General features: G+C 67.6%; 29 protein-coding genes. 16 read left to right on the forward strand and 13 right to left on the reverse strand.

The genetic code is table 11. The annotated features are described in order from the left end of the window. Positions 1-3: 3 nt before the first annotated feature. Positions 4-801 carry a non-homologous end joining protein Ku gene (gene ku, locus HNQ66_RS07230; RefSeq protein ID WP_184142356.1) on the reverse strand — a complete coding sequence of 266 codons (798 nt, stop codon included), beginning with the start codon at positions 799-801 and terminating at the stop codon, positions 4-6. Next, a complete protein-coding gene (locus HNQ66_RS07235; RefSeq protein WP_184142358.1) occupies positions 801-1022 on the reverse strand; it encodes a hypothetical protein in 222 nt (73 codons plus the stop codon). The genes ku and HNQ66_RS07235 overlap by 1 nt, the downstream gene beginning before the upstream one ends. Before the next feature lie 105 nt (positions 1023-1127). Here HNQ66_RS07235 and HNQ66_RS07240 point away from each other — a divergent pair, with 105 nt between their 5' ends. Continuing rightward, complete coding sequence (locus HNQ66_RS07240; protein ID WP_184142360.1) at positions 1128-1421, forward strand: DUF3175 domain-containing protein; 294 nt, start codon at positions 1128-1130, stop codon at positions 1419-1421. On the opposite strand, the gene HNQ66_RS07245 is transcribed toward HNQ66_RS07240, so the two are convergent. Further along, positions 1422-2339 carry a LysR family transcriptional regulator gene (locus HNQ66_RS07245; protein ID WP_246434229.1) on the reverse strand — a complete coding sequence of 306 codons (918 nt, stop codon included), beginning with the start codon at positions 2337-2339 and terminating at the stop codon, positions 1422-1424. It abuts the gene before it with no gap. Between the two features lie 110 nt (positions 2340-2449). Between HNQ66_RS07245 and HNQ66_RS07250 the strand changes: the two genes are divergently transcribed. Next, the gene (locus HNQ66_RS07250) at positions 2450-3316 is read left to right on the forward strand and encodes an aldo/keto reductase family oxidoreductase (protein ID WP_184142362.1); all 867 of its coding nucleotides are present in this window, start codon (positions 2450-2452) and stop codon (positions 3314-3316) included. Positions 3317-3335: 19 nt separating this feature from the next. Here HNQ66_RS07250 and pcaF read toward each other — a convergent pair whose 3' ends face one another. The 3 genes from pcaF to HNQ66_RS07265 are packed head-to-tail and all read right to left on the reverse strand — an operon-like array spanning position 3336 to position 5945. After that, entirely contained in the window at positions 3336-4541 is a 1206-nt protein-coding gene (gene pcaF, locus HNQ66_RS07255; RefSeq protein ID WP_184142364.1) for a 3-oxoadipyl-CoA thiolase, read from the reverse strand. A gap of 10 nt (positions 4542-4551) precedes the next feature. Continuing rightward, positions 4552-5241: a CoA transferase subunit B gene (locus HNQ66_RS07260; protein WP_184142366.1), complete on the reverse strand. Its 690-nt coding sequence runs from the start codon at positions 5239-5241 to the stop codon at positions 4552-4554. Then, a complete protein-coding gene (locus HNQ66_RS07265) occupies positions 5238-5945 on the reverse strand; it encodes a 3-oxoacid CoA-transferase subunit A (RefSeq protein WP_184142368.1) in 708 nt (235 codons plus the stop codon). Before HNQ66_RS07265 ends, HNQ66_RS07260 begins: the two co-directional genes overlap by 4 nt. Positions 5946-6319: 374 nt before the next feature. Between HNQ66_RS07265 and HNQ66_RS07270 the strand changes: the two genes are divergently transcribed. Beyond that, positions 6320-7075 carry an IclR family transcriptional regulator gene (locus tag HNQ66_RS07270; protein WP_184142370.1) on the forward strand — a complete coding sequence of 252 codons (756 nt, stop codon included), beginning with the start codon at positions 6320-6322 and terminating at the stop codon, positions 7073-7075. 60 nt (positions 7076-7135) lie between these two features. Further along, on the forward strand, positions 7136-7786 hold the full coding sequence (locus HNQ66_RS07275) for a sulfite oxidase-like oxidoreductase (RefSeq protein WP_184142372.1): 651 nt from the start codon (positions 7136-7138) through the stop codon (positions 7784-7786). On the opposite strand, the gene HNQ66_RS07280 is transcribed toward HNQ66_RS07275, so the two are convergent. Next, positions 7771-8652 carry a helix-turn-helix domain-containing protein gene (locus HNQ66_RS07280; protein ID WP_184142374.1) on the reverse strand — a complete coding sequence of 294 codons (882 nt, stop codon included), beginning with the start codon at positions 8650-8652 and terminating at the stop codon, positions 7771-7773. The genes HNQ66_RS07275 and HNQ66_RS07280 overlap by 16 nt on opposite strands. A gap of 116 nt (positions 8653-8768) precedes the next feature. Between HNQ66_RS07280 and pobA the strand changes: the two genes are divergently transcribed. After that, a complete protein-coding gene (pobA, locus tag HNQ66_RS07285) occupies positions 8769-9941 on the forward strand; it encodes a 4-hydroxybenzoate 3-monooxygenase (RefSeq protein ID WP_184142376.1) in 1173 nt (390 codons plus the stop codon). A gap of 8 nt (positions 9942-9949) precedes the next feature. On the opposite strand, the gene pcaQ is transcribed toward pobA, so the two are convergent. Continuing rightward, complete coding sequence (gene pcaQ, locus HNQ66_RS07290; protein WP_184142378.1) at positions 9950-10870, reverse strand: pca operon transcription factor PcaQ; 921 nt, start codon at positions 10868-10870, stop codon at positions 9950-9952. A gap of 94 nt (positions 10871-10964) precedes the next feature. Between pcaQ and pcaD the strand changes: the two genes are divergently transcribed. The 10 genes from pcaD to HNQ66_RS07340 all read left to right on the forward strand — a co-directional run bounded on the left by pcaD (position 10965) and on the right by HNQ66_RS07340 (position 19649). After that, positions 10965-11777 carry a 3-oxoadipate enol-lactonase gene (pcaD, locus tag HNQ66_RS07295; RefSeq protein WP_184142380.1) on the forward strand — a complete coding sequence of 271 codons (813 nt, stop codon included), beginning with the start codon at positions 10965-10967 and terminating at the stop codon, positions 11775-11777. Next, positions 11770-12174, forward strand: coding sequence for a 4-carboxymuconolactone decarboxylase (pcaC, locus tag HNQ66_RS07300; RefSeq protein ID WP_184142382.1), 405 nt, complete (start codon positions 11770-11772; stop codon positions 12172-12174). The genes pcaD and pcaC overlap by 8 nt, the downstream gene beginning before the upstream one ends. Before the next feature lie 7 nt (positions 12175-12181). Beyond that, positions 12182-12931, forward strand: a complete 750-nt coding sequence (pcaH, locus tag HNQ66_RS07305) for a protocatechuate 3,4-dioxygenase subunit beta (RefSeq protein ID WP_184142384.1) — start codon at positions 12182-12184, stop codon at positions 12929-12931. Further along, positions 12931-13545 (forward strand): protocatechuate 3,4-dioxygenase subunit alpha, encoded by a 615-nt coding sequence (gene pcaG / locus HNQ66_RS07310; protein WP_184142386.1) that lies wholly within the window; start codon positions 12931-12933, stop codon positions 13543-13545. The genes pcaH and pcaG overlap by 1 nt, the downstream gene beginning before the upstream one ends. A 195-nt stretch (positions 13546-13740) precedes the next feature. Further along, positions 13741-14796 carry a 3-carboxy-cis,cis-muconate cycloisomerase gene (locus HNQ66_RS07315; RefSeq protein ID WP_184142388.1) on the forward strand — a complete coding sequence of 352 codons (1056 nt, stop codon included), beginning with the start codon at positions 13741-13743 and terminating at the stop codon, positions 14794-14796. Between the two features lie 137 nt (positions 14797-14933). Further along, the gene (locus HNQ66_RS07320; protein WP_184142390.1) at positions 14934-16106 is read left to right on the forward strand and encodes an ABC transporter substrate-binding protein; all 1173 of its coding nucleotides are present in this window, start codon (positions 14934-14936) and stop codon (positions 16104-16106) included. Between the two features lie 223 nt (positions 16107-16329). Further along, on the forward strand, positions 16330-17193 hold the full coding sequence (locus tag HNQ66_RS07325; protein ID WP_184142392.1) for a branched-chain amino acid ABC transporter permease: 864 nt from the start codon (positions 16330-16332) through the stop codon (positions 17191-17193). After that, positions 17193-18191, forward strand: coding sequence for a branched-chain amino acid ABC transporter permease (locus tag HNQ66_RS07330; protein WP_184142394.1), 999 nt, complete (start codon positions 17193-17195; stop codon positions 18189-18191). The genes HNQ66_RS07325 and HNQ66_RS07330 overlap by 1 nt, the downstream gene beginning before the upstream one ends. Beyond that, a complete protein-coding gene (locus HNQ66_RS07335) occupies positions 18188-18952 on the forward strand; it encodes an ABC transporter ATP-binding protein (protein WP_184142396.1) in 765 nt (254 codons plus the stop codon). The genes HNQ66_RS07330 and HNQ66_RS07335 overlap by 4 nt, the downstream gene beginning before the upstream one ends. Continuing rightward, the gene (locus HNQ66_RS07340; RefSeq protein WP_184142398.1) at positions 18933-19649 is read left to right on the forward strand and encodes an ABC transporter ATP-binding protein; all 717 of its coding nucleotides are present in this window, start codon (positions 18933-18935) and stop codon (positions 19647-19649) included. Before HNQ66_RS07335 ends, HNQ66_RS07340 begins: the two co-directional genes overlap by 20 nt. 3 nt (positions 19650-19652) lie before the next feature. Here the strand turns inward: HNQ66_RS07340 and HNQ66_RS07345 are convergent, their stop codons facing one another. The 3 genes from HNQ66_RS07345 to HNQ66_RS07355 all read right to left on the reverse strand — a co-directional run bounded on the left by HNQ66_RS07345 (position 19653) and on the right by HNQ66_RS07355 (position 22394). Beyond that, complete coding sequence (locus tag HNQ66_RS07345) at positions 19653-21257, reverse strand: copper resistance CopC/CopD family protein (RefSeq protein ID WP_343059453.1); 1605 nt, start codon at positions 21255-21257, stop codon at positions 19653-19655. A gap of 59 nt (positions 21258-21316) precedes the next feature. Next, positions 21317-21847 carry a YcnI family copper-binding membrane protein gene (locus tag HNQ66_RS07350; RefSeq protein ID WP_184142401.1) on the reverse strand — a complete coding sequence of 177 codons (531 nt, stop codon included), beginning with the start codon at positions 21845-21847 and terminating at the stop codon, positions 21317-21319. Positions 21848-22034: 187 nt separating this feature from the next. Further along, positions 22035-22394, reverse strand: coding sequence for a hypothetical protein (locus tag HNQ66_RS07355; RefSeq protein WP_184142403.1), 360 nt, complete (start codon positions 22392-22394; stop codon positions 22035-22037). Positions 22395-22662: 268 nt separating this feature from the next. Here HNQ66_RS07355 and HNQ66_RS07360 point away from each other — a divergent pair, with 268 nt between their 5' ends. Next, positions 22663-24600 carry a methyl-accepting chemotaxis protein gene (locus HNQ66_RS07360; RefSeq protein WP_184142405.1) on the forward strand — a complete coding sequence of 646 codons (1938 nt, stop codon included), beginning with the start codon at positions 22663-22665 and terminating at the stop codon, positions 24598-24600. 38 nt (positions 24601-24638) lie between these two features. Here HNQ66_RS07360 and HNQ66_RS07365 read toward each other — a convergent pair whose 3' ends face one another. Then, positions 24639-25157, reverse strand: a complete 519-nt coding sequence (locus HNQ66_RS07365) for an RES family NAD+ phosphorylase (RefSeq protein WP_184142407.1) — start codon at positions 25155-25157, stop codon at positions 24639-24641. Continuing rightward, positions 25154-25558 carry an MbcA/ParS/Xre antitoxin family protein gene (locus HNQ66_RS07370; RefSeq protein WP_246434230.1) on the reverse strand — a complete coding sequence of 135 codons (405 nt, stop codon included), beginning with the start codon at positions 25556-25558 and terminating at the stop codon, positions 25154-25156. The genes HNQ66_RS07365 and HNQ66_RS07370 overlap by 4 nt, the downstream gene beginning before the upstream one ends. Positions 25559-25591: the final 33 nt, after the last annotated feature.

A 25591-nucleotide genomic window follows, 5' to 3' on the forward strand; every position in this document is an offset into this window, starting at 1 on the left:
GGCCTATTTGCCCTTCCCCTCGGCCTTGATGCTGCGACGCAGGGCATCCATGATGTTGACGACATTGCCTGCGGTCGGCGGCGGGGCCTTGCGTTTGGCCGGGCGCTTGCGGCCCTTCTTCTTGGCCGCGATGATATCGAGCAGGCGGTCCTGCACGGGATCGTCCGCCATCTTCGGATCCCATTTCTTCGTGCGCTCCTTGATGAGCGCCTTGACCAGCGAGAGCGCCCTGGCCTCCGGCTTCGCCTTTCCGAGGCCGGAGAAATAGTCCTTCTCGTTGCGTACCTCGTCGCCGTAGCGCAGCGTCCACAAGACGATGCCCTTGCCACGCGGCTCCAGCATGACGGCCCGCTCGCGCCGGTAGAGCACGAGGCGCGAAATGCCGACCGTGCCCGTCGCGGCCATGGCCTCGCGGATGACGGAGAAGGCCTCCTCGCCCACCGTGTCGTTCGGCACGAGGTAGTGCGGCGTGTCGTACCAGATCCAGGCGATCGTCTCGCGCGGCACGAAGGTCTCGATGTCGATGGTGCGGGTGCTTTCCAGCGCCACCGCCTCGATCTCCTCGTCCTCCAGCATCACATAATCGTTCTCGCCGCGCGGATAGCCCTTCACCTCGTCGTCCTCGTTCACCGCCTTGCCGGTGACGGCATCGACGTAGCGGCTGACGACGGGATTGCCCGTCTTGCCGTTGAGGGTGCGGAAGCGCACCTTCTCCTCCTCGGAGGTCGCCGGCATCATCGCCACCGGGCAGGTGACGAGCGAGAGCTTCAGGTAACCCTTCCAGAACGAGCGCGACGCCATCAGCCCTTCCCTCCGATCGGCAGATGCCTGGAGAGGGCGAAGCGCTCGGCGAACTTTATGTCTTCCTGCGTGACGACGGGGATGGGATCGGAAAGGATCGCAAGCAGCGCCTCGCGCGGGATGGAATCCTCCTCCAGCGCCTCCATCAGCGCGCCGCGGGTCTCGCGTTCGGCCCGCAGCAGGGCGGCGAGCGCCAGTATCAGTCGGTCCTTGTTGTCCATGGCAGTCTCCGGCAAGGGCGCATTCACACGACTAATGCGCCATGCGCCCGCGGGTTCCGGAACATTCGGCGGGGCTGCGCGGTTCGCTCCCGAAAGGAGGCTGAGATGGCCGCGAAACGCAAATGGTCGCAGGACGTGACCGAGAACAGCGATGCGATGGACCTCAAGGAAGGCGTCTTCAAGCAGCGCAGCGCGAAGAAGATCGCCGATTCCCTCAAGCATTCGGCGGAAAGCAGCCACCGGCGCAAGTCGAGCCCGTTCCGCTCGGCCATGTCCATGCTGACCTTCTACATCAACCGCGCGGGCGACCAGCTTTCAGACAGCCGCCGCCGGACGCTGGAAAAGGCCAAGGACGAACTGCGCAAGGACTTCGGCAAGGAACCGAAGTCCGGCAAGTGACTAGCGTTCCCCCGGCATCGCCTTGACGAAATCGATGAAGGCCCGAAGCGGCGCCGGCACCAGCCGCCGGCCGGGATAATAGAGGAACGGGCCGGAAAAGCTCTGCCACCAGGGCTCCAGCACGGGAACGAGGGCGCCGCTCGCAAAATGCGGCCGCAGCCAGTCCTCGAAGAGCGAGACGATGCCGGCCCCGTCGATGGCGGCCATCACGCCGAGATCCGAGCCGCCGCCGGCCTGCACGACGAGGCTGGCCGGCGGATCGACCCGCACCAGCTCCCCTTCCCGCTCGAACTCCCAGGGCATCAGCGGCCGGCCGGCAAAGCGCGAGCGGATGCAGGCATGGGCAAGAAGGTCCCGCGGATGCTCCGGCCGGCCCCGCGCGGCAAGGTAGGCGGGCGACGCGCCGCTGGCGAACCGCTGGACGCGCGGGCCGATCGGCACGGCGATCATGTCCTGCTCCAGCCGCTCGTCGTAGCGGATGCCCGCGTCGCAGCCGGCGGCGATGATATCGACGAAATTCTCGTCCGTGACGATTTCCAGCCGGATATCCGGATAGGCCGCCAGGAACGGCGGGACGATCCTCGGCAGCACCAGCCGCGCCGCGCTGACCGGCACGTTGAGCTTCAGGGCACCGGCCGGCCGGCCGCTGAGGTTCCTGGCATGCTCCAGCGCGGCGCCGATCTCGCCGAAAGCCGGTCCCGCCCGTTCCATCAGGACGCGCCCCGCCTCGGTCGGTACGACGCTGCGCGTGGTGCGGTTGAGAAGCCGCACGCCAAGCCGCGCCTCGAGCCTTCGCACCGCATCGCTGAGGGCGGACGAACTGCTGCTCGTCACCCGCGCGGCCTCCCGGAAGCCGCCCGCCTCGGCCACCGCGAGGAAGGCGCCGATATCCGCCATGTCCGCTTCGCCGTGCTTCATGCCGCCTCCATCGATTGTCCGCTTTTGCGGACAGCCTGTACGGATTAATGCGGATTATCGAACGGGGCAACTGCGCCTATCTCCAGGGCGTCTGAAGAATGGAGGCACATATGTCCAATCTCGAAAAATCCGGCACGTTCCCGCTCGGCGGCTTCACGGTGAAGCGGCTCGGCTACGGCGCCATGCAACTTGCCGGCAAGGGCGTCTTCGGCCCGCCGAAGGATCGCGCCGAGGCGGTCGCCGTCCTGCGCGAGGCCGTGGAGAGCGGCGTCGACCACATCGACACCAGCGATTTCTACGGCCCGCACGTCACCAACCAGATTATCAGGGAGGCTTTGCATCCCTATCGGGACGGCCTCGTCATCGTCACCAAGGTCGGCGCGACGCGCGGTGCGGACGCTTCCTGGAACCCCGCCTTCTCGAAGGAGGCGCTGACGGCGGCCGTGCACGACAACCTGAAGAACCTCGGCCTCGACGTCCTCGACGTCGTCAACCTGCGCGCCATGTTCGATGTGCACGGGCCGGCGGAAGGCTCGCTGGAGGAGCCGCTCACGGTGCTCGCCGACCTGCAGCGGCAGGGGCTCATCCGGCATATCGGCCTTTCCAACGTCACCGCCCGGCAGATTGCCGACGGCCGCAAGATCACGGAAATCGCCTGCGTCCAGAACCAGTACAACCTCGCCCATCGCGGCGACGATGCGCTTATCGACCAGCTGGCGCGGGACGGCACGGCCTATGTGCCCTTCTTCCCGCTCGGCGGCTTCTCGCCGCTGCAATCGGCGACGCTCTCGACCGTCGCCGCAGAACTGGAGGCAACGCCGATGCAGGTGGCGCTCGCCTGGCTTCTCCAGCGCGCGCCGAACATCCTGCTGATCCCCGGCACGTCGTCCCGCGCGCACCTCCGGGAAAACCTCGCGGCGACCGATATCGCGCTTCCGCCGGACGCGCTCGCGGCCCTCGACAGCATCGCCGGCTGAGGCATAGGCACTGGAGCGGTCAGGCCCGCTCCAGTGCCACCGCGATGCCCTGGCCGACGCCGACGCACATGGTGGCGAGCGCCCGCGCCTTGCCGGTGAGGGCGAGTTCCAGCGCCGCCGTGCCGGCGATGCGCGCACCGGACATGCCGAGCGGATGGCCGAGCGCGATCGCCCCGCCGTTCGGATTGACGGCCGCGGCATCGTCCGCAATGCCGAGCTCGCGCAGCGTCGCAAGCCCCTGCGAGGCGAAGGCCTCGTTGAGCTCGATCACGTCGAAATCGGACGGCTTCAGGCCGAGACGGGCGCACAGGCGCTCGGTGGCCGCGACAGGGCCGATGCCCATGATGCGCGGCGGAACGCCGGCCATGGCCCCGCCGAGGATGCGGGCGACGGGCGTCAGGCCGTATTTCTTCACCGCGGCCTCGGAGGCGACGATGAGCGCCGCCGCGCCATCATTGACGCCGGAGGCATTGCCTGCCGTCACCGTGCCACCTTCCTTCCTGAACGGGGTCGGCAGCCTGGCGAGCGCTTCCAGCGACGTGGCGCGCGGATGCTCGTCCTTCTCGACGACGACGGGATCGCCCTTCCGCTGGGGAATGGTGACAGGGGTAATTTCCTTCGCCAGCCGGCCGTTTGCCTGCGCGGCCGCGGCCTTTTCCTGCGAGCGGACGGCGAAGGCATCCTGGTCCTGGCGGGAGACCTTGAAATCCTCCGCGACGTTCTCGCCCGTCTCCGGCATGGAATCGACGCCATATTGCTGCTTCATCACCGGGTTGACGAAGCGCCAGCCGATGGTCGTGTCGTGGATTTCCGCATGGCGGGAAAAGGCGGTCTCCGCCTTGGGCATGACGAAGGGCGCGCGGCTCATGCTCTCGACGCCGCCGGCGATCATCAGCTCCGCCTCGCCCGCCTTGATGGCTCTAGCGGCGGCGATGACGGCATCCATGCCGGAGCCGCAGAGCCGGTTGATCGTCGTGCCGGACACCGAGACGGGAAGACCGGCGAGAAGCAAGGCCATGCGCGCCACATTGCGGTTGTCCTCGCCCGCCTGGTTGGCGCAGCCGAGGATGACGTCATCGACGGCCTCCCAGTCGATGCCGGTATTCCGCGCCATCAGCGCCTTCAGCGGGATCGCGCCGAGATCGTCGGTCCGCACGGAGGAGAGTACCCCGCCGAAGCGGCCGATGGGCGTGCGGATATAGTCGCAGATATAGGCTTCGGACATCGTTTCCCCCCTAGAGTTCCGGCACGACGAGATCGGCGACGGGGCCTTCGACATGCAGCCTCGCGCCCGTCATCGCCTGCAATTCCTCCAGGCTCATGCCGGGCAGCTTCTCGCGCAGCACGAAGCGGCCGCCGGTAACGTCGATGACGGCGTGGCTCGTATAGACACGGGTGATACAGCCGACGCCGGTCAGCGGGAAGGTGCATTTTTCGACAAGCTTCGGCTCGCCGTTCTTGGTGACGTGCTCGGTGATGACGACGACCGACTTGGCGCCGTGCACGAGGTCCATCGCCCCGCCGACGGCCGGAACGCCCTTCGAGCCGACCCGCCAGTTGGCAAGGTCGCCGTTCTCGGCCACCTGGTAGGCGCCGAGGATGGCGACGTCGAGATGGCCGCCGCGCACCATGGCGAAGCTGTCGGCATGGTGGAAGAAGGCCGAGCCCGGCTTCAGCGTCACGGCCTTCTTGCCGGCGTTGATCAGGTCCCAGTCCTCCTCGCCCGGCGGCGGGGCCTCGCCGAAATCGAGGATGCCGTTCTCCGTGTGGAAGATCGCCGAGCGGCCTTCCGGCTGGTAGCGGGCGACCATCTCCGGAAAGCCGATGCCGAGATTCACATAGGCGCCGTCGGCGATATCCTGTGCTGCGCGCCAGGCGATCTGGGCGTTGGAAAGTTTGATATCTTCGCGTGTGTCGGTCGTCATGCGTAGGCCACTCCTGCGCGGATGAGCTCTTCTTCCTGCCTTGCATCCGCCACCTCGACCACATGGTCGACGAAGATGCCGGGGGTGACGACATGCTCCGGGTCGATGCCGCCCGGCTGCACCAGCTTCGAGACCTGCACGACGGTTGTCGCGGCGGCCATGCACATCAGCGGGCTGAAGTTGCGGGCGGCCTTGTTGTAGGAAAGGTTGCCATGCGTATCGCCGACATGGGCCTTGACCAGCGCAAAATCCGCCTTCAGCCAGCGCTCCTGCACATACATGCGGCCGTCGAATTCCGCGACCGGCTTGCCCCTGGCGAGTTCGGTGCCGTAGCTCGTCGGCGTGTAGAAGGCGGGAATGCCTGCCCCGCCGGCCCGGATGCGCTCGGCAAGCGTGCCCTGCGGCACCAGCTCCAGCTCGATCTCGCCGGCGAGGTACTTTTCCGTGAAGGCGCGCGGATCGGACGAGCGCGGGAAGGAGCAGATCATCTTCCGCACCATGCCGGCGTCGATCATCGCCGCGATGCCGATGCGGCCGTTGCCGGCATTGTTGTTGATGACCGTCAGGCCCTTCGGCCCCTTGTCGATGAGGGCATGGATCAGCTCGATCGGCGCGCCGGAGCCGCCAAAGCCGCCGATCATCACCGTCGCCCCCTCGCCGATGCCGGCAACGGCCTCTCTCAGGCTCCCGATGCTCTTGTCCATGCGAAATCTCCTGTGGTCGCACTAGAGGTAAATCCGGACGCGGCGTGCGGCAATCGCTTTGTGCGTTATTTGACTTTTGTTCAATTATCGCACAAACTGCTGTGACACCCTGACGAATGCGCTACCTCTCCCTTCGTCATCCTCGGGCTTGACCCGAGGATCCACATTCCACGGCACGCCGCGGCTTGCGGCATGGATGCTCGGGTCAAGCCCGAGCATGACAACGGAGAGGGCAGAGAAGGCGGGAGAAAGCGGAGAGAGCGTAGAGACGAAGAAGGCAGAGCGTAGAGAAGACGGAGAAGCGAAGACGGCGGAAAGAGGCGCCGCTGCGAAAGTTCAAGGAGCGGCCATACCGCCGCCGGCTGGAGGTATCGATGCGCGAAACGGATTTCATCGGCGGCTTCGCCAAGGGGTTGAGGGTCATAGAGGCCTTCGGCGAGGCGAAGCCGCGTCTCACCATCACCGATGTCTCGAAGGACACCGGCCTCGACCGCGCGACGGCGCGGCGCTGCCTGCTGACGCTCGCAGAACTCGGCTATGCCGCCTATGACGGAAAGTTCTTCGAGCTGACGCCGAAGATCCTCAGGCTCGGCCATGCCTATCTTTCGGCAACGCCGCTTCCCCGCATCGTCCAGCCCTATCTCGACCAGCTTTCCGAAAAGGTCGGGCAGAGCGCCTCCGTCTCCGTGCTCGACGGGGCGGAGATCGTCTATGTCGCGCGGGCGGCGCAGAAGCGCGTCATGTCGATCAGCCTGATGCCCGGCTCGCGCCTGCCGGCCTATTGCGCCTCGATGGGACGCGTGCTGCTCGCGGCCCTTCCCGAGGCCGAGGCGCGGGCCATCGTCGAGGCCTCCGACCGGCGGGCGAATACGCCCTTCACGAAAACCGACCCCGAAGCGCTGATGGAGGAGCTTTCCCGCGTGCGCCGGCAAGGCCATGCGCTGATCGACCAGGAACTGGAGATCGGCCTGCGCTCCATCGCCGTGCCGCTGGAAAACGCCCGCGGGCGCGTGGTCGCCGCGCTCAACATCGGCGCGCCGGCCGCCCATGCGGCGGCCGAGGACATGGTCGCGCGCTACCTGCCGGAAATGCGCGCGGTCCAGGCGGCGCTACGCCCCCTCCTCGCCTGACCGATCCTTGACAAACGCCAGGGCGCGGCCCCACCTTTTGCACCGCAACAGGAGGCCGCCATGAGCGACGACGAGACCAAGCTCACCCGCACCAAGCGCCAATGGGCGGACCAGGGGAAATTCCTGACCGGCCGCATCGCACGGCCGGAGACCGATCGCCTGCCGCCGGGCCAGCATCTCGTCAGGGACTGGCCGGTGCTCGACCTCGGCCAGCAGCCGGTGATCCGCCCCGAAAGCTGGCGGCTCGACGTCAAGGGCGGCGCGGAGAACCCGGTCTCCCTTGGCTGGACCGATTTCCTCGCTTTGCCGCAAAGCCACAAGCTCACCGACATCCATTGCGTGACCACCTGGTCGCGCTACGACAACCGCTGGGAAGGCGTCGCCACCCGCGACCTCCTCGACCTCGTCATGCCGCGGCCGGAAGCGCACTTCGTGATGCTGACGAGTTACGACGGCTACACGACGAACCTGCCGCTTGCCGATTTCGCCGCCGAGGACGCCATCCTCGCCACCCATTGGGAGGGCCGGCCGCTTTCCGTCGAGCATGGCGGGCCGATGCGCCTCGTCGTGCCGCACCTCTATTTCTGGAAGAGCGCCAAGTGGCTGACGCGCATCGATTTCCTGCCCGGCGACCAGGCCGGCTTCTGGGAGCGCAACGGCTATCACATGCGCGGCGACCCGTGGGCGGAGGAGCGCTACTCCGCCGACTGAGCGGCAAGCCGCGCCCGCTCGGAAAGCCGGAAGGCGCGCGGCGTCTCGCCCGTCTCGCGCAGGAAATAACGCGAGAAATAGGCGGGGTCGGCAAAGCCGAGGCGAAGGCCGATCTCCTGCGCGGCAAGGTCGGTGAAGACGAGTTCGCGCTTCGCCTCGTCGATCAGCTTACGGCCGATATAGGCATGGGCCGTCAGCCCCGTCGCCGCCTTGACGATGCGGTTGAGATGGGTCGGCGAGATGCCGAGTTCCTGCGCATAGAATCCGGCCGGCTTCTGGCTACGGAAATGCTGCTGGACGAGGCCGTTGAGATGTTCCATCCGCCGCTCCGCATCGTCCGCGTCCTCCGGGGTGCCGCGCCCCCATAGCCGTGCCGTCAGCGTCAAGATGGAGACCAGATAGGCCTCCATCAGGTCCGTGCGCCCGCCGCGCCGGCCCGCCCATTCGCCGGCCAGCCGTTCGAGCGTCGCCAAGACGAAGGCGCCGTCCGCATCGAGGGGATCGAGGGCGGTGACGCGCGGCGCCGCCGCAAAGCGCCCCACGGCGCCGGAAAGGCGCAGATGCGAGGCGAGCAGCGTGAAGACATAGCCGTCGATATCCCGCGAGAAGCGGAACCCGTGACTCACGGCCGGCGGCACGGTGACGACGGCGGAAGGCTTGAGGGCAAGGCGCTCGCCGCCGAACAGCGCATCGCCCGATCCGGCGGAAATGTACAGGATCTGGAAGAAGCTCTCGTGCCGGTGCAGGCCGATCTCGTAGCGGTGCAGGCTGCTGCGCGAGGGGATCGTTTCGCAGTGCAACCAGAAATCCGGGGCATTTCCGGTCTTTTCACCGTAGAGCTCGTAGGTCGGGACAGGTCTCGTCATCTCGGCACCCGGATTTTCGATGTTCGATTTGTACAAGCGGAAGACCGTTCCGTCCATTGTCCTGCCCGGCCCTTCCCGCCGACAATTTGTCAAATGCCAGTTTGAGGGAGGACATCATGCGCGTTCAGGTCGCGATCATCGGCTCGGGTCCGTCGGGCCTCCTGCTCGGCCAGTTGCTCGGCGATGCCGGCATCGAGACGATCATTCTCGACCGCGCGAGCCGCGAGCATATCCTTTCGCGCGTGCGCGCCGGGGTGCTGGAGGAAGGCATGGTCGGCCTGATGGACAAGGCCGGCGTCGGCACGCGCATGCATGCCGAGGGCCTGCCGCATGACGGCTTCTCGCTCGCCTTCGACGGCCGCGATCACCGCATCGACCTCTTCGGCCTCACCGACGGCAAGCGCGTGACCGTCTACGGCCAGACAGAGCTGACGCGCGACCTCATCGAAAAGCGCGAAGCGGACGGCCGCCCGACGGTCTACGAGGCGGCGAACGTGACGCCGCAGGGTTTTGACGGCGAAAGCCCCTTCGTCACCTACGAGAAGGACGGCATCACGCACCGCATCGACTGCGATTTCATCGCCGGCTGCGACGGCTTCCACGGGGCGAGCCGCAAGGCCGTGCCGGAAAACGCGATCCGCACCTTCGAGAAGGTCTATCCCTTCGGCTGGCTCGGCATCCTCGCCGACGTGCCCCCCGTCAGCCACGAGCTGGTCTATGCCAACCACCCGCGCGGCTTCGCGCTCTGTTCCATGCGCTCGCAAACCCGCAGCCGCTACTACATCCAGTGCGCGCTCGACGAGAAGGCGGAGGCGTGGTCGGACGGCCGCTTCTGGGACGAACTGCGCCGCCGCCTGCCCGCCCACCATGCCGAGGCGATGGTCACCGGCGCGAGCTTCGAGAAATCCATCGCGCCGCTGCGCTCCTTCGTCGCCGAGCCGATGCGCTTCGGCCGGCTCTTCCTCGTCGGCGACGCCGCCCATATCGTGCCGCCGACCGGCGCCAAGGGCCTGAACCTTGCGGCCAGCGACGTGCACTATCTCTTCGCCGGCCTGATGGAGCATTACAAGGACCGCTCGAATGCCGGAATCGAGGCCTATTCGGGCCGGGCGCTCGCCCGCGTCTGGAAGGCCGTGCGCTTTTCCTGGTGGATGACGACAATGCTGCACCGGTTTCCGGATACCGGCGATTTCGACCAGAAGATCCAGGAAGCCGAACTCGCCTATCTCACCCATTCGCGCGCGGCCGAAACGGTGCTGGCGGAAAACTACGTCGGCCTTCCCTACTAGACCCGGTCTTACGCGGCAGGCGACACCCTGCCCGCCACCTCGCGGATCGTCTGCATGAGGATGGAGAGCGGCATGGAGGGCACGGCGTCGGTGCGCATGGTGAGGCCCACCGGCCCCTTCGTCTCGCCCGTCCCGATGGGCAGCGCGGCGAGCTTGCCTTCCGCGATATCCGCCGCCACGACCCCTTCGGAGATGATCCAGATGGCATCGCTCTGGCGCACGAAGGCGCGGCCGAAGGCGTCGGAGACGGTCTCGATCTGGTTCGGCAGGCCGGCAACGCCGTTGGCGATGAGGAAACTGTCGACGAACGGCCGGATGATCGAGCCGTGCGTCGGCATCAGCACGGGATAGGCGTCGAACCCGGCGAAGGCCGCGCCGCCGAGCAGCGGATGGCCGGCGCGCACGCAGAAGACGACCTTCTCCGAATAGAGATGCTCGAAGGAGAAGCCCGTCATCTTTTCCGGCGCGGCCAGCCGCCCGACGACGAGGTCGAGGTCACCGATGCGCAGTTGCTCCAGCAGCACGGCATTCTCGCCCGTGACGATCTTGATCCGCGCGCCCGTCTCCTCCTTGAGGAACAGCATCATCGCCTGCGGCATGATGCGTGTGGAGACGGTCGGCAGCGCGCCGATACGGATCGGCGGGGCGTCGCCGGAGCGCGCCTGCGAGACGGAATCGAAGCCGTGGCGCAGCGCCGCCAGCGCCGCGCCGGCATGCTTGAGGAAGACCTCGCCGTAGCGGGTGATCTTGATGCCCCGGCCCTCGCGCTCGAAGACGGCGACGCCGAGGACTTCCTCCAGTTCACGGATCGTCTTGGTCACCGCCGGCTGGCTGACATGCAGCAATCCTGCCGCCTTCATCACGCTTCTCTGGCGCGCCACCTCGACAAAGGTCTGCAGATGGCGAAACTTGATCCGGCTGTCGATCATGGCTTTCATAACCCCACAGTTAACGGAACGGCATGAAATATCATTTTACCTAACCAGATCAAGGGATCAATCTCAGCGCACGGAGGAGAGAGACGTGCAATTCGCGACCGTCAACGACGTCATCCTGCATCATCAGCTGATCGGCGGACCGGCCGGCCGGCCGGTGATCGTGTTCGCCAATTCGCTCGGCACCGATTTCCGCATCTGGCGCGACGTCGTGGTGCGCCTTGCCGGCGATTTCCCGATCGTCACCTACGACAAGCGCGGTCACGGCCTCTCCGATCTCGGCCAGGTGCCCTATTCCATCGACGACCATGTGCTCGATCTCGCCGCCCTGCTCGACCGGCTGGACGTGAAGGACGCCGTCATCTGCGGCGTCTCCGTCGGCGGCATGATCGCGCAGGGGCTCGCCGCAAAGCGCCCCGACCTCGTGAAAGCCCTCGTCCTCTGCGACACGGCGCACAAGATCGGCACGGCCGAGATGTGGAACGCCCGCATCGAGGCCATCGAGGCGAAGGGCATCGAGAGCCTTGCGGACGCCGTGCTGGAGCGCTGGTTCACCCCCGCCTTCCGCCGGCCGGAGAACGCCGCCTATCACGGTTACCGCAACATGCTGACCCGCCAGTCGGCGACTGGCTATGCCGCGACCTGCGCGGCCCTGCGCGATGCCGACCTCACCGAGAGCACGAAACGCATTTCCGTGCCGGCGCTCTGCGTCGTCGGCGAGGAGGACGGCTCGACGCCGCCGGACCTCGTGCTCTCCATGGCAAGGCTCATCACCGGCGCGCGCTACGAGGTCATCAAGGGCGCCGGGCACATTCCCAGCATCGAGCAGCCGGAAATCCTCGCCGAGATGATCCGCGCCTTCCTCGCCACCCTACCTGCCGGAGACGAACCGCATGGCTGACGCCCATACCTTTTCCGACCACTACCGCCAGGGCATGGTGACCCGCCGCGCGGTGCTCGGCGACAGCCATGTCGACCGCGCCTCCTCCGCCGCCACCGCCTTCGACCAGCCCTTCCAGGAGTTGATCACCGAGGGCGCATGGGGCACGGTCTGGTCGCGGCCCGGCTGGACGAAGCGCGAGCGCTCCATGGTGACGATCGCCCTGCTCGCCGCCCTCGGCCACGACGAGGAGGTGGCCATGCATGTGCGCGCCACGGTCAACACCGGCGCGAGCCGCGACGATATCGCGGAGGCGCTTTTGCATGTGGCGATCTATGCCGGCGTGCCGGCGGCCAACCGGGCGATCAAGGTCGCCAAGCAGGTTTTCGAGGACATGGACGCCGAAAAGGCGGCCTGAGGCAGAGATGACAGATTTTTCCAACCGCAAGCCCGAAACGGGCGCTTTCTTCTCCCGCGACCGGCTCTGGCATCCGCCGGGCCTGACGCCCGGCTACAAGACCTCCGTGCTGCGCTCGCCGCAGAAGGCGCTGCTCTCCCTCGACGGCACGATGTCCGAGATCACCGGCCCGGTCTTCGGCCATTCCATGCTGGGCGAGCTCGACAACGACCTCATCCACAATTTCGCAAAGCCCGGCGAGAGCGCCATCGGCGAGCGCATCATCGTGCACGGCCGCGTGCTCGACGAGCGGGCGCGGCCCGTGCCGGGCGCGCTGCTCGAATTCTGGCAGGCCAATGCCGCCGGGCGCTACCGCCACAAGAAGGAAAGCTATCTCGCCCCGCTCGATCCGAATTTCGGCGGCTGCGGGCGCACCATCACCGACGAGGACGGCTATTACGCCTTTCGCACCGTCAAGCCCGGCCCCTATCCCTGGCCGAACGGCGTCAACGACTGGCGCCCGGCGCATATCCACTTCTCCGTCTTCGGCCACGGCTTTGCCCAGCGGCTCATCACGCAGATGTATTTCGAGGGCGACCCGATGATCTGGAAATGTCCCATCGTCCAGACGATCCCGGACAAGGCGGCCGTCGAGCAGCTCGTCGCCGCCCTCGACTGGGCCAACACGATCCCGATGGATGCGCGCGCCTACAAGTTCGACATCGTGCTGCGCGGGCGCCGCTCGACGCTCTTCGAGAACCGGATGGAGGGCAACTGATGGTGCAACCGCTCGGCTACCTCAAGGAAAGCCCCTCGCAGACGGCGGGGCCTTACGTCCACATCGGCCTGACGCCGAATTTTTCCGGCATCGGCGGCGTCTATGACGCCGATCTCGGCGCCACGATGGTGAACGAGAAGACGCTCGGCCGGCGCATCGCCGTCATCGGCCGCGTTCTGGACGGCACCGGCACGCCGCTGAAGGATGCCCTCATCGAGATCTGGCAGGCGGACGCCAGCGGCCTCTACAACAGCCCCTCGGAGCTGCGCGGCAGCGCCGATCCCAACTTTACCGGCTGGGGCCGCTGCGCGACGGACGGCACGACCGGCGAATACCGCTTCGAGACCGTCAAGCCCGGCCGCGTTCCTTTCAGGGACGGGCGCCCGATGGCGCCGCACATCTCCTTCTGGATCGTCGCCCGCGGCATCAATCTCGGCCTCAACACGCGGATGTATTTCGGCGACGAGGAGGCGGCCAACGCGGAAGACCCGATCCTCGCACGCATCGAGCACCGCGTGCGCGTGCCGACGCTGATCGCACCGGCGGACGGCGACACCTACCGCTTCGACATTCACCTGCAGGGGGAGAAGGAGACGGTGTTCTTCGACATCTGATGGCGTATGGTGAGCCTTCCGCTCATGGATCCTCGGGTCAAGCCCGAGGATGACGAAAGAAGAGAGGGCGAGGCTTTCCGGATGGCCCCGTTTGCCGGACCGTTCAAGAGACCGGCGACATATCCTCCCCTCCGTCATCCTCGGGCTCGACCCGAGGATCCACCTCCGCCCACCGTTCACCTCGAAAGCGCGCCCATGACCGTCTCGCCCTTCGATCACCCCTATCTTTCCGGTCTTCTCGGCGACGAGGAAGTGGCCGCGCTCTTCTCCGCCGCCGCAGAGATCGAAGCCATGCTCGCCTTCGAGGTGGCGCTGGCAAAGGCGGAAGTCGCCGAGGGCATCATCCCGGCCGCGGCGGCGCGCGCCATCGAAAGCACCGTCCGTCGTTTCTCGCCGGATATCGCAAGCCTGCGCAAGGCGACCGCGCGCGACGGCGTCGTCGTGCCCGACCTCGTGCGCCAGCTTCGCGCCGCCGTCGGCGAGCCGCATGGCCGGCATGTGCATTTCGGCGCGACCAGCCAGGACGTCATCGACACCGGCCTGATGCTGCGCCTCGCCCGGGCGCTGCCCATCTTCGAAGACCGGCTGAATGGGCTGATCGGCTATCTCGTCGGCCTCTCGGTGCGTTTCGACGGCCGGCAGGTGATGGGCCACACCCGCATGCAGCCGGCGATCCCGATTGCCGTGGCCGACCGCCTCCGGTCCTGGTGGGTTCCGCTGGAGCGCCACGTCGAGCGGCTGCAGGACCTCACTCTGGAAGGCCTCCCGGTGCAGTTCGGCGGCGCGGCCGGCACGCTGGAAAAACTCGCCGGCAAGGGCCGCGAGGTGCGCGCCACGCTGGCGGCCGAGCTCGACCTTGCCGACACGCCGCAATGGCAGAGCCAGCGGGGCGACCTGCTGGAGCTCGCCGGGCTCCTCGCCGCCATCACCGGCAGCCTCGGCAAGGCCGGCGGGGACATCGCCCTGATGGCCGACCGCGGCGGCGAGATCGCGCTTGCCGGCGGCGGCGGCTCCTCCGCCATGCCGCACAAGCAGAACCCCGTCGCCGCCGAGATGTTGGTGACGCTCGCCCGCTTCAACGCCGTGCAGCTCGGCGGCATGGCGCAGGCGATGGTGCACGAGCAGGAGCGCTCCGGCGCGGCCTGGACGCTGGAATGGATGATCCTGCCGCAGATGGTGGTGGCCTGCGGTGCATCGCTTCGCCTCGCCGACGAGCTCTTCTCCTCGATCGAGGAATTCGGCACGGGCTAGGTTAGTTTCATAATTTCTAAGTTATGAAATTGGCCGATTTTTTCATTTTACATCACCGTTTCATCTGGCAATCTGACAAAAGCTATTTTGGGGCGGCTCGAACGCCGGCGGGAGGCCGGTCTTTCAGGGAGGAAAACATGAAGAAACTTGCATTTGCCGCGCTGGCGGCTGCCCTCATGGGCGGCGTCGCCCACGCCGATACGATCAAGGTCGGCGTCATCGGGCCGTTCTCCGGTCCCTTCGCGCTCCAGGGCAAGAACTTCAAGGCCGGCATCGACGCCTATATGGCGCTGAACGGCAACACCGTAGGCGACGACACCGTCGAGATCATCTACCGCGACGTGCCGACCGCCGACCCGGCGCAGTCGAAAGCCCTGTCGCAGGAACTCGTCGTCAAGGAGGGTGTGCAGTATCTCGCCGGCTTCTACTTCACGCCGGACGCCATGGCCGCAACGCCGCTGCTCGAGCAGGCGAACGTGCCGATGATCGTGATGAACGCCGCGACCTCGGCCATCGTCACCAAGAGCCCCTATGTGGTGCGCACCTCCTTCACCACCTGGCAGACCTCGACGCCGATCGCCAAGGTCGCCTTCGACGGCGGCGCGAAGAAGATCATCTCCGTGGTCAGCGACTACGGCCCGGGCATCGACGCGGAAGCCGCCTTCAAGGCCGGCTTCGAGAAGGCCGGCGGCGAGGTCGTCGAGGCGATCCGCATGCCGCTCCAGACCAACGACTTCTCGCCGATCATGCAGCGCATCAAGGATTCGGGCGCCGACGGCGTCTTCGCCTTCCTGCCCTCCGGCCCGACGACCCTCGGCTTCGTCAAGGCCTTCAACGAGAACGGCCTGAAGGATGCCGGCATCAAGTTCTTCGCGCCCGGCGACCTCACGCAGGAATCCGACCTGCCGGCGCTCGGCGAGGCAGCCCTCGGCCTGACGACCACGTTCCACTACGCCGTCTCGCACGATTCGCCGGAGAACAAGAAGTTCGTGGAAGCCGCCGGCAAGGCGATCGGCAACCCCGCCGAACTCTCCTTCCCCGCGGTCGGCGCCTATGACGGCATGCATGTCATCTACAAGATGATCGAGGCGACGGGCGGCGAGCAGGACGCGGCCAAGGCCGTCGAAGCCGTCAAGGGCCTCGCCTGGGAAAGCCCGCGCGGCCCCGTCTCGATCGATCCCGAGACGCGCCACATCACGCAGAACATCTATCTGCGCGAAGTCGCCAAGGCGGCGGACGGGACCTATTACAACAAGGAAATCCAGACCTTCGAGAAGCAGGGCGACCCGGGGCTGGAAGCGGCGAAATAAGGGGCGGCTGGCGCAGGAGGCGGTGGATCCTCGGGTCCAGCCCGAGGATGACGGTGGGGAGGAAAGGTCGCGCGCTGCATCGAAGGTTGCGGCATGCGGCAACGCCGCCTCGATCCGCGGCCCTCTCTTCTTGCGTCATCCTCGGGCTCGACCCGAGGATCCACCCGCCCGGCTCGCCCTGCACGAACGAACGGCCGCAAGCCCGGCAATACAGGACAGGTCCATGCAAACGATCTTCAGCATCGGTGTCGACGCCCTTGCCTATGGCATGGTGCTCTTCGTCATCTCCATCGGCCTTTCGGTGACGATGGGGCTGATGCGGGTCGTCAACCTGGCGCATGGGGCCTTCGCGATGATCGGCGGCTATATCGCCTCCTATGCGGCGCGCGACCTCGGGCTTGCCTATGCGCTCGCGGTGCTGCTGGCCGTCGCCGGCACCATCCTCATCGCCATTCCCATCGAACGCTTCCTCTACCGCCGCATCTACGGCCAGCCGGAGCTGACGCAGGTGCTGATGACCATCGGCATCACATTCTGCGTCATCGGCATCGCCAACTACGTCTTCGGCCCGACGCTGAAGACCATTCCGACGCCGGATGCGCTGCGCGAGCCCGTCAGCCTCGGCTTCCGCACCGTCTCGGCCCACCGGCTCTTCGTCATCGGCTGCGGCGCCGCCGTGGCGCTCGGCCTCTGGTACTTCATCGAGCGCACCGCCTTCGGCGTGAAGCTGCGCGCGGCGGTCGACAATGCCGCCATGGCCGCGGCCCTCGGCGTCAGGACCGAGATCGTCTATGCCGTCAGCTTCGCCGTCGCCGTCGGCCTTGCCGCCTTCGGGGGCGTCGTCGGCGCCGAACTGCTGCCGATCGAGCCCTATTACGCGCTGCGCTACATGGTGACCTTCCTCGTCGTCGTCTCGGTCGGCGGGGCGGGCTCCATTCCGGGCGCGCTCGCCGCCTGCCTCCTCCTCGGCGCCATCGACACGACGGGACGCTACCTCATGCCGGAATTCGGCGAATTCTTCTTCTACCTCGCGGTCATCGCCATCGTCTGGCTCTTCCCGCGCGGCCTTGCCGGAAGGGCGAAGTAATGGCGCTGACCACCAATTCCGGCGCGGCCTCCCTCACCGGCGGACGGCTGACGCGCGACGCCATCGGCGTCCTCGCCATCCTCGCCGTCGCCGTCCTCGGCTATTTCCTCTTCCCCAACAACCTGGCGCTGCTGACCCGCATCACGGCCATCGCGCTGCTCGTTCTCTCGCTCGACCTCGTCACCGGCTATTGCGGCGTGGCGACGCTCGGCCATGCCGCCCTCTTCGGCGCGGGAGCCTACGGCGCGGGCATCGCGGCCGCGCATTTCGGCATCACCGACCCCATCGCCATGCTCGCCGCCGGCATTCTTGCCGGCGCGCTCGCCGGCCTCGTTTCCGGCGCGGTGGTGCTGCGCGCCCACGGCCTGCCGCAGCTCGTTCTGTCCATCGCCATCATCCACCTCGCCCACGAGGCGGCCAACAAGGCTTCCGGCTGGACCGGCGGCAGCGACGGGCTCGCCGGCATCACGCCGGACGCCCTCCTGGGCCACTGGCAATTCGACCTCTGGGGCCGCACGGCCTATGTCTTCGGCATCGTCCTGCTCGTCCTCGCCTTCGTCATCCTGCGCCAGATCGTCCGCTCGCCCTTCGGCATGCTGTGCCGCGGCATAAGGCAGGATCCCGTGCGCGTCCGCGCCATGGGTGGCTCGGTGCACGGCACGCTGGTGAAGATGTATGCCATCTCCGGCGCCGTCGCGGGGGCCGGCGGAGCACTCAACGCCATCTCCACCCAGGTCGTCGGCCTCGACAGCCTTTCCTTCACGCTTTCGGCCGAGGCGCTGGTCATGCTCGTTCTCGGCGGCACCGGCTCGCTCTACGGCGCGCTGATCGGCACGGCCGCCTTCATGTGGTTCGAGGACGTCGTCTCGGCGGCCAACCCGTTCCACTGGCTCACCATCGTCGGCGCGCTGCTGATCGCCGTGGTGCTCTTCGCGCCGAAGGGCCTCTACGGCTCGCTCGCGGCCGTCTTCGAACGCCGCGGGAGGAAAGCCCCATGAGTGCGATCTTCGACGTCCGCAACCTGAAGAAGATGTTCGGCGGCCTTGCCGTCACCAACGACGTCTCGCTCGCCATGGCGCCGGGCGACCGGGTGGCGCTGATCGGCCCGAACGGCGCGGGAAAGACCACCTTCGTCAACCTCGTCACCGGCAATCTTCTGCCCGATTCCGGCAGCGTGACGCTCGCCGGCGAGGACGTCACGCGTCTCGGCCCAACACCGCGCGTGCGCCGCGGCCTCGTGCGCTCCTTCCAGGTCACGCGCCTCTTTTCCGAGATGACGCCGGAGGAGCACGTCGCGCTCGCCATCCTCCAGCGGGAGGGCCGCTCCGGCGGCATGTTCTCAAGCCACCGCGCCATGCCGGAAGTGATGGACGAAACGCATGCGCTGCTGTCGCGGCTCGGCATCGCCCATCTTGCCCGCCACCCGGTCAGCGAGATCGCCTACGGCCAGCAGCGTCTTCTGGAACTGGCGCTGGCACTCGCCCTCAAACCCCGCGTGCTGCTGCTCGACGAGCCGGCCGCCGGCGTGCCGCAGAGCGATACGGCACGCATCGAACAGGCGATCGCCGACCTGCCGGCCGACCTCGCCGTCCTGATGATCGAGCACGACATGGACCTCGTCTTCCGTTTCGCGAAACGGGTCGTCGTGCTGGCGGCGGGCGAGATCATCTTCGACGGGTCGCCGGATGCCGTCACGAAGGACGCCCGCGTCCGCCAGGCCTATCTCGGGAGCTATGCCGATGCCCGCAGCGTCGCTTGAAATCTCCGGCCTCTCGGCCGGCTACGGCCCGACGCGGGTGCTGGAGGACATTTCCTTCTCCGCCCCCGCCGGCCGTCGCCTCGCCGTGCTCGGCCGCAACGGCATGGGCAAGTCGACGCTCTTCGCCACCCTCGCCGGCCAGACGAAGCGCTACGGCGGCGAGATCCGCCTCGGCGGCGCGGCCATCGAGGGCATCGACAGTGCGGCGCGTGCCCTCAGGGGCCTCGGCTACGTGCCGCAGTCGCGCGACGTCTTTCCCACGCTGACCGTCGAGGAGAACCTCTTCGTCGGCCTCAAGGCCCGGCCGCGCGCGGCCATCGAGGAGGCCTACGCCATGTTCCCGCGCCTCAAGGAGCGGCGGAAGAACCTCGGCTCGCAGCTTTCCGGCGGCGAGCAGCAGATGCTGACGACGGCGCGCACCATTCTCGGCCAGCCCTCCGTGCTGCTGCTCGACGAGCCGCTGGAGGGGCTCGCCCCCGTCATCTGCGAGGAGCTGATGGCCGCCTTCGGCACGCTGGCGGCATCCGGCGACATGACGATCCTGCTCGTCGAGCAGCGCATCCAGAGCGCGCTCGATTTCGCCGACGAGGTGATCGTCCTCGAGCGCGGCCGCATCGCCTGGACGGGCACGCCCGCGGCGCTCGCCGCCGACCAGCATGCGGTGGAAACCCTGCTCGGCGTCGGCGGCCTGCACTGAGTCCTAGGACCGGATATCGATCTCGCCCTGCAGGCGCACGAGCTCGAAATCGCTGATCAGCACGTCGACGCGCAATTGCCACCGGCCGGCGAGCGGAATGACGACGCCGGCGGCGCGCCAGCTCCCGTCCGCCTGCAGTTCGGTCTTCCGGCGCATCGGCTCGACGCCCGCCTGCGGGTTGGAGAGCACGAACGTCACCTCCTTCGCGGCCAGCGGTTCGAACTCCGCCGAGAGGATGACGGCGGAGATGTCCACCGGCCCGGCCCCGCCCGGCGTCACCGTGACCTCCGCCATCGCCTTGTCGGAATGGATATGGATCGAGGCAGGCTCGGCGGCCGCGACGGCGAGCGCGCGCGGCGGCGGCGTGAAGCGCCATGTCGCCGCGACGGCGAAGACCGCAAGGACGATCAGGCTCTCGACGGCGATAGCCCGGCAAAGCCGGCGCACCGCTTTGGCCTCCCCTTTCGCGGCCGGGCCCGTGAGCCTCCAGCGATTGACGGCAACGAGGGCGAACAGGAGGAACAGCAGGGCGATCTTCGCCAGGAGCACATTGCCGTAGGCCGTCGAAAGAAGGGCGGCCGGCTTTCCGACCTGGACGACCGCGAGCACGATGCCGGCGAGGACGAGCAGGCCGACGCAAAGCGGGATCAACCTGGAGAAGCGGCCGAGCGCCTTGCGGCCAGCCTCCCCATCGCGCCGCAGCGCGGAGGCGAGCGGCAGGAGCGCGCCGATCCAGATCGCGATCGTCAGCGCATGCACGAAGACCGCCGGCCGCATCAGCCATTGGGGCGCGGCGGCGCTGGCATGGCCGCTCAGCGCCAGCGCGCCGCTTCCCGCAAGAAGGGCGACCATCGAAGCGCCGCGCCGCATTGCCGGCGAGCGGGATCGTGTTGCGAGGACGGCAAGGCAGAAGGCCGCGGCCAGCACCACGACGGTCGCGCCGAAGCTCGTCGCAAGGCCGGCCTTCCACGCAGCGAGATCGAGAAGGCCGGAAAGCGGCGCACCGAGGGCGTCGAGGCCTTGCAGGCCGAGGGAAAGGACGGTCGCGAGAAGACCGAGCAGCGTGGCCGCCCTTACCGGCGCGGGACCATCGCCGTCATCGGCGATCAGCCAGCGCACGGCGAAAACGCCGCCGATGCCGAAGAAGAGGCCCGCATAGAGCGCGATCCTCGCCAGCCACAGCGCGCCGCGCACCGGCCAGTCGACGGCGTTCGCGGCCGCCTGCGGCGCGCCGCTCGGCGCGCCGATGGAAAAGATCGTGGACCCGCCGACCGGATGCCCGTCCTCCGACACGACGCGCCAGGTCAGCACATGGGTTCCCGTGCCGAGATCGGCGGGAGGCGTGATCTCGAGGGTCCGGTCGCGCAGCACGAAGGTGTCGAGCGCCCGCGCCCGCCCGTCCGGCAGGACGAGCTTCAGAACGAGGGGTGAAACCGGCTCGCTGAAGGAGAGCGACAGGGTCTTCGGCGGCGCCGCGACGACGGCGCCGTCCGAGGGCACCGCGCCCGTCAGCGCGGCATGGGCCATCGCCGCCGCCGTCAGGCAGCACCACAGGATGCCGGTAAGGGCGGCCAGAATGCCGGATCGGCCAGGATTGCGGTTCCGCACGAACACTCTCCTCATCGCGAAGGCTTGGCCGGCGCCAGACGGCGCCGGCCGGAACGGCCTCAGTGGCCGCTCGTGGCTTCGAGCAGCTTCACACCCGGCGCGGGAAGTTCAAGGTCGTCCGCCGACTGGCCTGCGGCCGGAAGCTCGATCCAGCGTTCGGCAACGCCATCCGGGCATTCCTGCACGACGGGGAAATAGAGCGTGTCGCCCGCCTTCAGGTCCTTGGTGAGGTAGACCCGGAGCACGAACTCGTCATATTCGTCGTCGCCGAGAGTGCCGCCGCTCCAGACGATCTCCTTCACGCCTTCGCTGGTCGGCGTGCCGTAGTAGTCGTAGGACTTCGCATAGGCGCCCCTGACCTTTTCGAGCGTCCAGCCGGCCTTGGGCTGCGGCTTGACGGCGATCACGCCTTCCGGGATCTGCACGCGGACCACGTTGGTGGGCTTGCCTTCGCAGCCGTGCGGCACCTGGAAGATCGCCCGGTAGGACGAGCCGACCGGCGCCTCCTTCACCTGCAGCGAAACATGGGCGAAGGCGGTTCCTGCGCCGAGCACGAGGGCGGCGGCGGTGACGAGGGTTCTTTTCAGCATAGTTGTCTCCGATGAAGCCGGTCATCTGCCGGCATGGTTCGGTTGGAATGGAAAAATCGCAAAGGGGGATGCGCGGGGCGCTGCCGGCGGCGCGAGGAGCGGCGTTTGGGGTGAGACCCGCCCTGCCCTGCGCATAGGCGCGGCGGCAGGATCCGTCCGTCATGCCGGCGGCAAGGCCGGTCCGCGGTCAGGCGATTGCCGGAGGCCCGCGCGGGTGGCCGGGAAGATCGTCATGCACCGGCCCGACAGGGGCGGCGTAGCCGTCGGGCATCCGCTGCGACGGCTGGGCAAGCGGATTGAAGAGGATCGCGACCGCCCGCTCGGTGGAAACGAAGCCCGCCGCCATGCCGCAGGCCAGCGTGCAGCAATCGGGCGCGTGGGCACGATCCTCCTTGCCGGGCGCGGGCGGCTCCTGCCGTTCGACGATATGGGTGATGCAGAGCGGATTGCCGAAGGCATCGACCGGCGAAGGGGCGGCGGCGGTTGCGAGCGACAGCGTGCCGAAAAGCGCCTGCAACGCCATCAGGACGGCGACGACAAAGGCCACCCTTCCGATCCCGCGCTGGTGCAATTGCTTTTTCATCGAACCCTCTCGGCAGGAGGCTTACCAATCAAGCCCGGGCGTGACCAGCCTCCCGCCCCAGCCTAATTGTCGCATTGTTTGTCCTGCGGCAATGAGGAGCGGCAAAACATCGGGCGTCCCGATGGCCGCGTTACGCGCTCGTCGAATATCCGTTCCGTTTCGGGAGATATAATTAAGCGAAATCTAACCATATCCATGTTTCATGGGCCACCCACCACAACAGGCCTCTTCCATGCGCAACATCCCGGTTATCGGCAAATTCCTCGTCATCCTCTGTGTCTTCGGCCTCTTCGTGGCCGGCGTGGCCGGCTTCAGCACGTCCCGCATCTCCTTCATCAACACGTCCTATTCGACGCTGCTGGATGAGGATTCCGAGGCGACCCTGATGCTGGCCCGCGCCAGCCGCAGCCTCGTTTCCATCCGCTCCGCGATCGCCGACATCCTGATCGCGCGCACGCAGGAGGCCAAGGACGCGGCATCCGCCGACATGAAGCTGAGCGAGGGTTTCTTCGGCAGCCAGATGGATACCGCCATCGCCGCCGCGCCGTCCAATGCGCGGATCGGGGCCATCAAGGCCGCCGCCCTCAGCGCGCTCAACAACAATTGCGGCGCGCTGATCGCAGACGCCAAGACCGCGCTCGACGAGGCGAACATCGCCCGCACGCAAGCCGATTTCGCCGCCACCTGCATGCCGGCCTTCACCGCGGTGATCGCCGACATCACGGACGAGATCGGCAAGATCACCGAAGCGGCCGAAGCCCACCAGGCCGCCCTGCAGGAAACCGCGCGCAGCACGATCGTGACGACCGTGCTCGCCGTGGTGATCGGCCTTGCCGTCATCCTCGTCGCCGGCTTCCTTGCCGTCCGTGCCTGGATCGCCCGGCCGCTGAACGGCCTTTCCGCAACCATGGCGACGCTCGCCGGCGGCGACCTCGACACCACCGTCGCAGGGACGGAGCGCCGCGACGAGATCGGCGGCATGGCGCGCGCCGTGCAGGTCTTCAAGGACAACGGCCTGCGCACCCGCGCCCTCGAAGCCTCCACCGAGGCCGAGCGCACGGCGGCGGACGCCGAGCGCGAGCGCAACCAGGAGGTCGAGCGCACCCGCGCCGCCGCCATGGCACAGGCGACCGGCGGGCTTGCCGAAGGCCTGAAGCGCATGGCGGGCGGCGACCTCGGCTTCGAGCTGACGCAGTCCTTCTCGCCGGAATTCGAAAGCCTGCGCCAGGATTTCAATGCCGCCATCGGCCAGCTTCGCAGCACCCTGCAGGCGGTCTCGCAGGCGACGGGCTCCATCGACAGCGGCTCGCGCGAACTGAGCCAGGCCGCCAACGACCTGTCGCGCCGCACGGAGCAGCAGGCCGCGGCGCTCGAAGAGACCGCCGCCGCGCTGGACGAGATCACCGCGAACGTCTCCCAGTCCACCAAGCGCGCGGAGGAAGCCCGCAGCAGGGCGCTGGAAGCCAACGGCTCGGCCGATCACTCTTCGAAGGTCGTTTCCGACGCCATCGCGGCCATGCAGCGCATCGAGGCCTCCTCCAGCCAGATCTCCAACATCATCGGCGTGATCGACGAGATTGCCTTCCAGACGAACCTCCTGGCGCTGAACGCCGGCGTGGAAGCGGCGCGCGCCGGGGAAGCCGGCAAGGGCTTTGCCGTCGTCGCCCAGGAAGTGCGCGAGCTCGCCCAGCGCTCGGCGCAGGCGGCAAAGGAGATCAAGGAGCTGATCCGCAATTCGGCCGGCGAGGTCGAGGGGGGCGTGCGCCTCGTGACCGAGACCGGAGAGGCGCTGAAGGTCATCGGCCAGCACGTCAACGACATCAACACCCAGCTCGACGCCATCGCCACCTCGGCGCGCGAGCAGTCGGTCGGCCTTGCCGAAGTCAACGCCGCCGTGAACCAGATGGACCAGACGACGCAGCAGAACGCCGCGATGGTCGAGCAGTCGACGGCCGCCAGCACCTCTCTTGCGGCGGATGCCGACAGGCTGCGCCAGCTCGTCGGCCGGTTCCAGGTCGGAGCAGCTTCCGCCGCGCCGCCCGTCAGGGCGGCACATGCGGCCTCGCCCAGCGTCGCCTCGCCGGCAAGGCGCATGATGGGCAAGCTCGCCACCGCCTTTGGCGGCGGCGCCGCGGCCCCGGCCGCGCAAGCCGGCTGGGACGAGTTCTGAGACACGCGTGCCGGGGTGCTCCCGCGCCCCGGCAAACCCTATCGCCAGGACAACTGGTCCTTCGGCAGCCGCCCGCTCGGGTCGATGACGGTCACCTTGTGGGGCGGCTCCGGCCCCCAGTCCCAGAGCACGAGATTGCGGTCGTCGCTTTCCGCGCCGGGCGCAAAGCTCGGAACGAGGATGCCGGCAATCCCTCCCGCGCGCAGCCGGTCGTATATGGACCAGGAGGCGGGCCGTTCCCCCTCCGCAAGCGCCAGGGCCCAGGCACAGGCCATGTCGTCGAACGCGACGGAATGGGCCTGCCTGCCCTCCCGCGTCGTCAGGTCGGCGATGTCCTCGCAATCGATCTCGTAGGCGCAGAGCACGCAGGGGTCGATACGGTGCGCAAAGCCCTGGTTGGCCTCCTTCACCGCCGTCATGATGCTGAGGGCGAGATAGAGCGCGGGAACGGATTTCGGGTTGAAACGGGCGCCGCGGATCGCCGCTCCGTCACCGGAGACCGGCTTGAAGGACCAGCGCGGATCGTGCGCCCGATAGCAGGTTCCGGCGAACCTCAAGCAAAACCGCCGAGCGCCATGTGGTCGAGATAGTCGCGGACGGCGGCGGCCTTGCCTTCCTTCACCAGCGCCTCTGCGGTGCGCCCGCCGAATGCGGGAAGCGGCTGGGCCCGGTACCAGGCCATGGCCTGCTCCTTGCCGCCCGCCCAGTCGGTGACGCGGCTGATGATCTCCAGCATCTCGCGCAGGCGGCCCTGCGTCTTCGCCGTGCGGCTGCGCTCGGCCCGGTAGAGCGTTTCGCGCGCCAGCCCTGCCGTCTCGGCAAGCTGGGTCTTGGACATGCCGAACCCGTCGGCGAGCGCGTTCACCGCGATCCGGCCCGAGCGATCCATATAGGAAAGGATCAGCGGTCCGTTCTGCGCTTCGATCTTCAATGCTCCGGCGGATGCCCGACTTGCCATATCCAATGCCTCTTTTTACAGGCAGAATATACG

Origin of the sequence: Shinella fusca, assembly GCF_014203155.1 — a bacterium.
Taxonomy (GTDB): Bacteria; Pseudomonadota; Alphaproteobacteria; order Rhizobiales; family Rhizobiaceae; genus Shinella; species Shinella fusca.

What these genes read in the sequence shown, in the direction of transcription:
- ku (WP_184142356.1), bottom strand. Translation starts at nt 801, where the DNA reads ATGGCGTCGCGCTCGTTCTGGAAGGGTTACCTGAAGCTCTCGCTCGTC.
- HNQ66_RS07235 (WP_184142358.1), bottom strand. Translation starts at nt 1,022, where the DNA reads ATGGACAACAAGGACCGACTGATACTGGCGCTCGCCGCCCTGCTGCGG.
- HNQ66_RS07240 (WP_184142360.1), top strand. Translation starts at nt 1,128, where the DNA reads ATGGCCGCGAAACGCAAATGGTCGCAGGACGTGACCGAGAACAGCGAT.
- HNQ66_RS07245 (WP_246434229.1), bottom strand. Translation starts at nt 2,339, where the DNA reads ATGAAGCACGGCGAAGCGGACATGGCGGATATCGGCGCCTTCCTCGCG.
- HNQ66_RS07250 (WP_184142362.1), top strand. Translation starts at nt 2,450, where the DNA reads ATGTCCAATCTCGAAAAATCCGGCACGTTCCCGCTCGGCGGCTTCACG.
- pcaF (WP_184142364.1), bottom strand. Translation starts at nt 4,541, where the DNA reads ATGTCCGAAGCCTATATCTGCGACTATATCCGCACGCCCATCGGCCGC.
- HNQ66_RS07260 (WP_184142366.1), bottom strand. Translation starts at nt 5,241, where the DNA reads ATGACGACCGACACACGCGAAGATATCAAACTTTCCAACGCCCAGATC.
- HNQ66_RS07265 (WP_184142368.1), bottom strand. Translation starts at nt 5,945, where the DNA reads ATGGACAAGAGCATCGGGAGCCTGAGAGAGGCCGTTGCCGGCATCGGC.
- HNQ66_RS07270 (WP_184142370.1), top strand. Translation starts at nt 6,320, where the DNA reads ATGCGCGAAACGGATTTCATCGGCGGCTTCGCCAAGGGGTTGAGGGTC.
- HNQ66_RS07275 (WP_184142372.1), top strand. Translation starts at nt 7,136, where the DNA reads ATGAGCGACGACGAGACCAAGCTCACCCGCACCAAGCGCCAATGGGCG.
- HNQ66_RS07280 (WP_184142374.1), bottom strand. Translation starts at nt 8,652, where the DNA reads ATGACGAGACCTGTCCCGACCTACGAGCTCTACGGTGAAAAGACCGGA.
- pobA (WP_184142376.1), top strand. Translation starts at nt 8,769, where the DNA reads ATGCGCGTTCAGGTCGCGATCATCGGCTCGGGTCCGTCGGGCCTCCTG.
- pcaQ (WP_184142378.1), bottom strand. Translation starts at nt 10,870, where the DNA reads ATGATCGACAGCCGGATCAAGTTTCGCCATCTGCAGACCTTTGTCGAG.
- pcaC (WP_184142382.1), top strand. Translation starts at nt 11,770, where the DNA reads ATGGCTGACGCCCATACCTTTTCCGACCACTACCGCCAGGGCATGGTG.
- pcaH (WP_184142384.1), top strand. Translation starts at nt 12,182, where the DNA reads ATGACAGATTTTTCCAACCGCAAGCCCGAAACGGGCGCTTTCTTCTCC.
- pcaG (WP_184142386.1), top strand. Translation starts at nt 12,931, where the DNA reads ATGGTGCAACCGCTCGGCTACCTCAAGGAAAGCCCCTCGCAGACGGCG.
- HNQ66_RS07315 (WP_184142388.1), top strand. Translation starts at nt 13,741, where the DNA reads ATGACCGTCTCGCCCTTCGATCACCCCTATCTTTCCGGTCTTCTCGGC.
- HNQ66_RS07320 (WP_184142390.1), top strand. Translation starts at nt 14,934, where the DNA reads ATGAAGAAACTTGCATTTGCCGCGCTGGCGGCTGCCCTCATGGGCGGC.
- HNQ66_RS07325 (WP_184142392.1), top strand. Translation starts at nt 16,330, where the DNA reads ATGCAAACGATCTTCAGCATCGGTGTCGACGCCCTTGCCTATGGCATG.
- HNQ66_RS07330 (WP_184142394.1), top strand. Translation starts at nt 17,193, where the DNA reads ATGGCGCTGACCACCAATTCCGGCGCGGCCTCCCTCACCGGCGGACGG.
- HNQ66_RS07335 (WP_184142396.1), top strand. Translation starts at nt 18,188, where the DNA reads ATGAGTGCGATCTTCGACGTCCGCAACCTGAAGAAGATGTTCGGCGGC.
- HNQ66_RS07340 (WP_184142398.1), top strand. Translation starts at nt 18,933, where the DNA reads ATGCCCGCAGCGTCGCTTGAAATCTCCGGCCTCTCGGCCGGCTACGGC.
- HNQ66_RS07350 (WP_184142401.1), bottom strand. Translation starts at nt 21,847, where the DNA reads ATGCTGAAAAGAACCCTCGTCACCGCCGCCGCCCTCGTGCTCGGCGCA.
- HNQ66_RS07360 (WP_184142405.1), top strand. Translation starts at nt 22,663, where the DNA reads ATGCGCAACATCCCGGTTATCGGCAAATTCCTCGTCATCCTCTGTGTC.
- HNQ66_RS07370 (WP_246434230.1), bottom strand. Translation starts at nt 25,558, where the DNA reads ATGGCAAGTCGGGCATCCGCCGGAGCATTGAAGATCGAAGCGCAGAAC.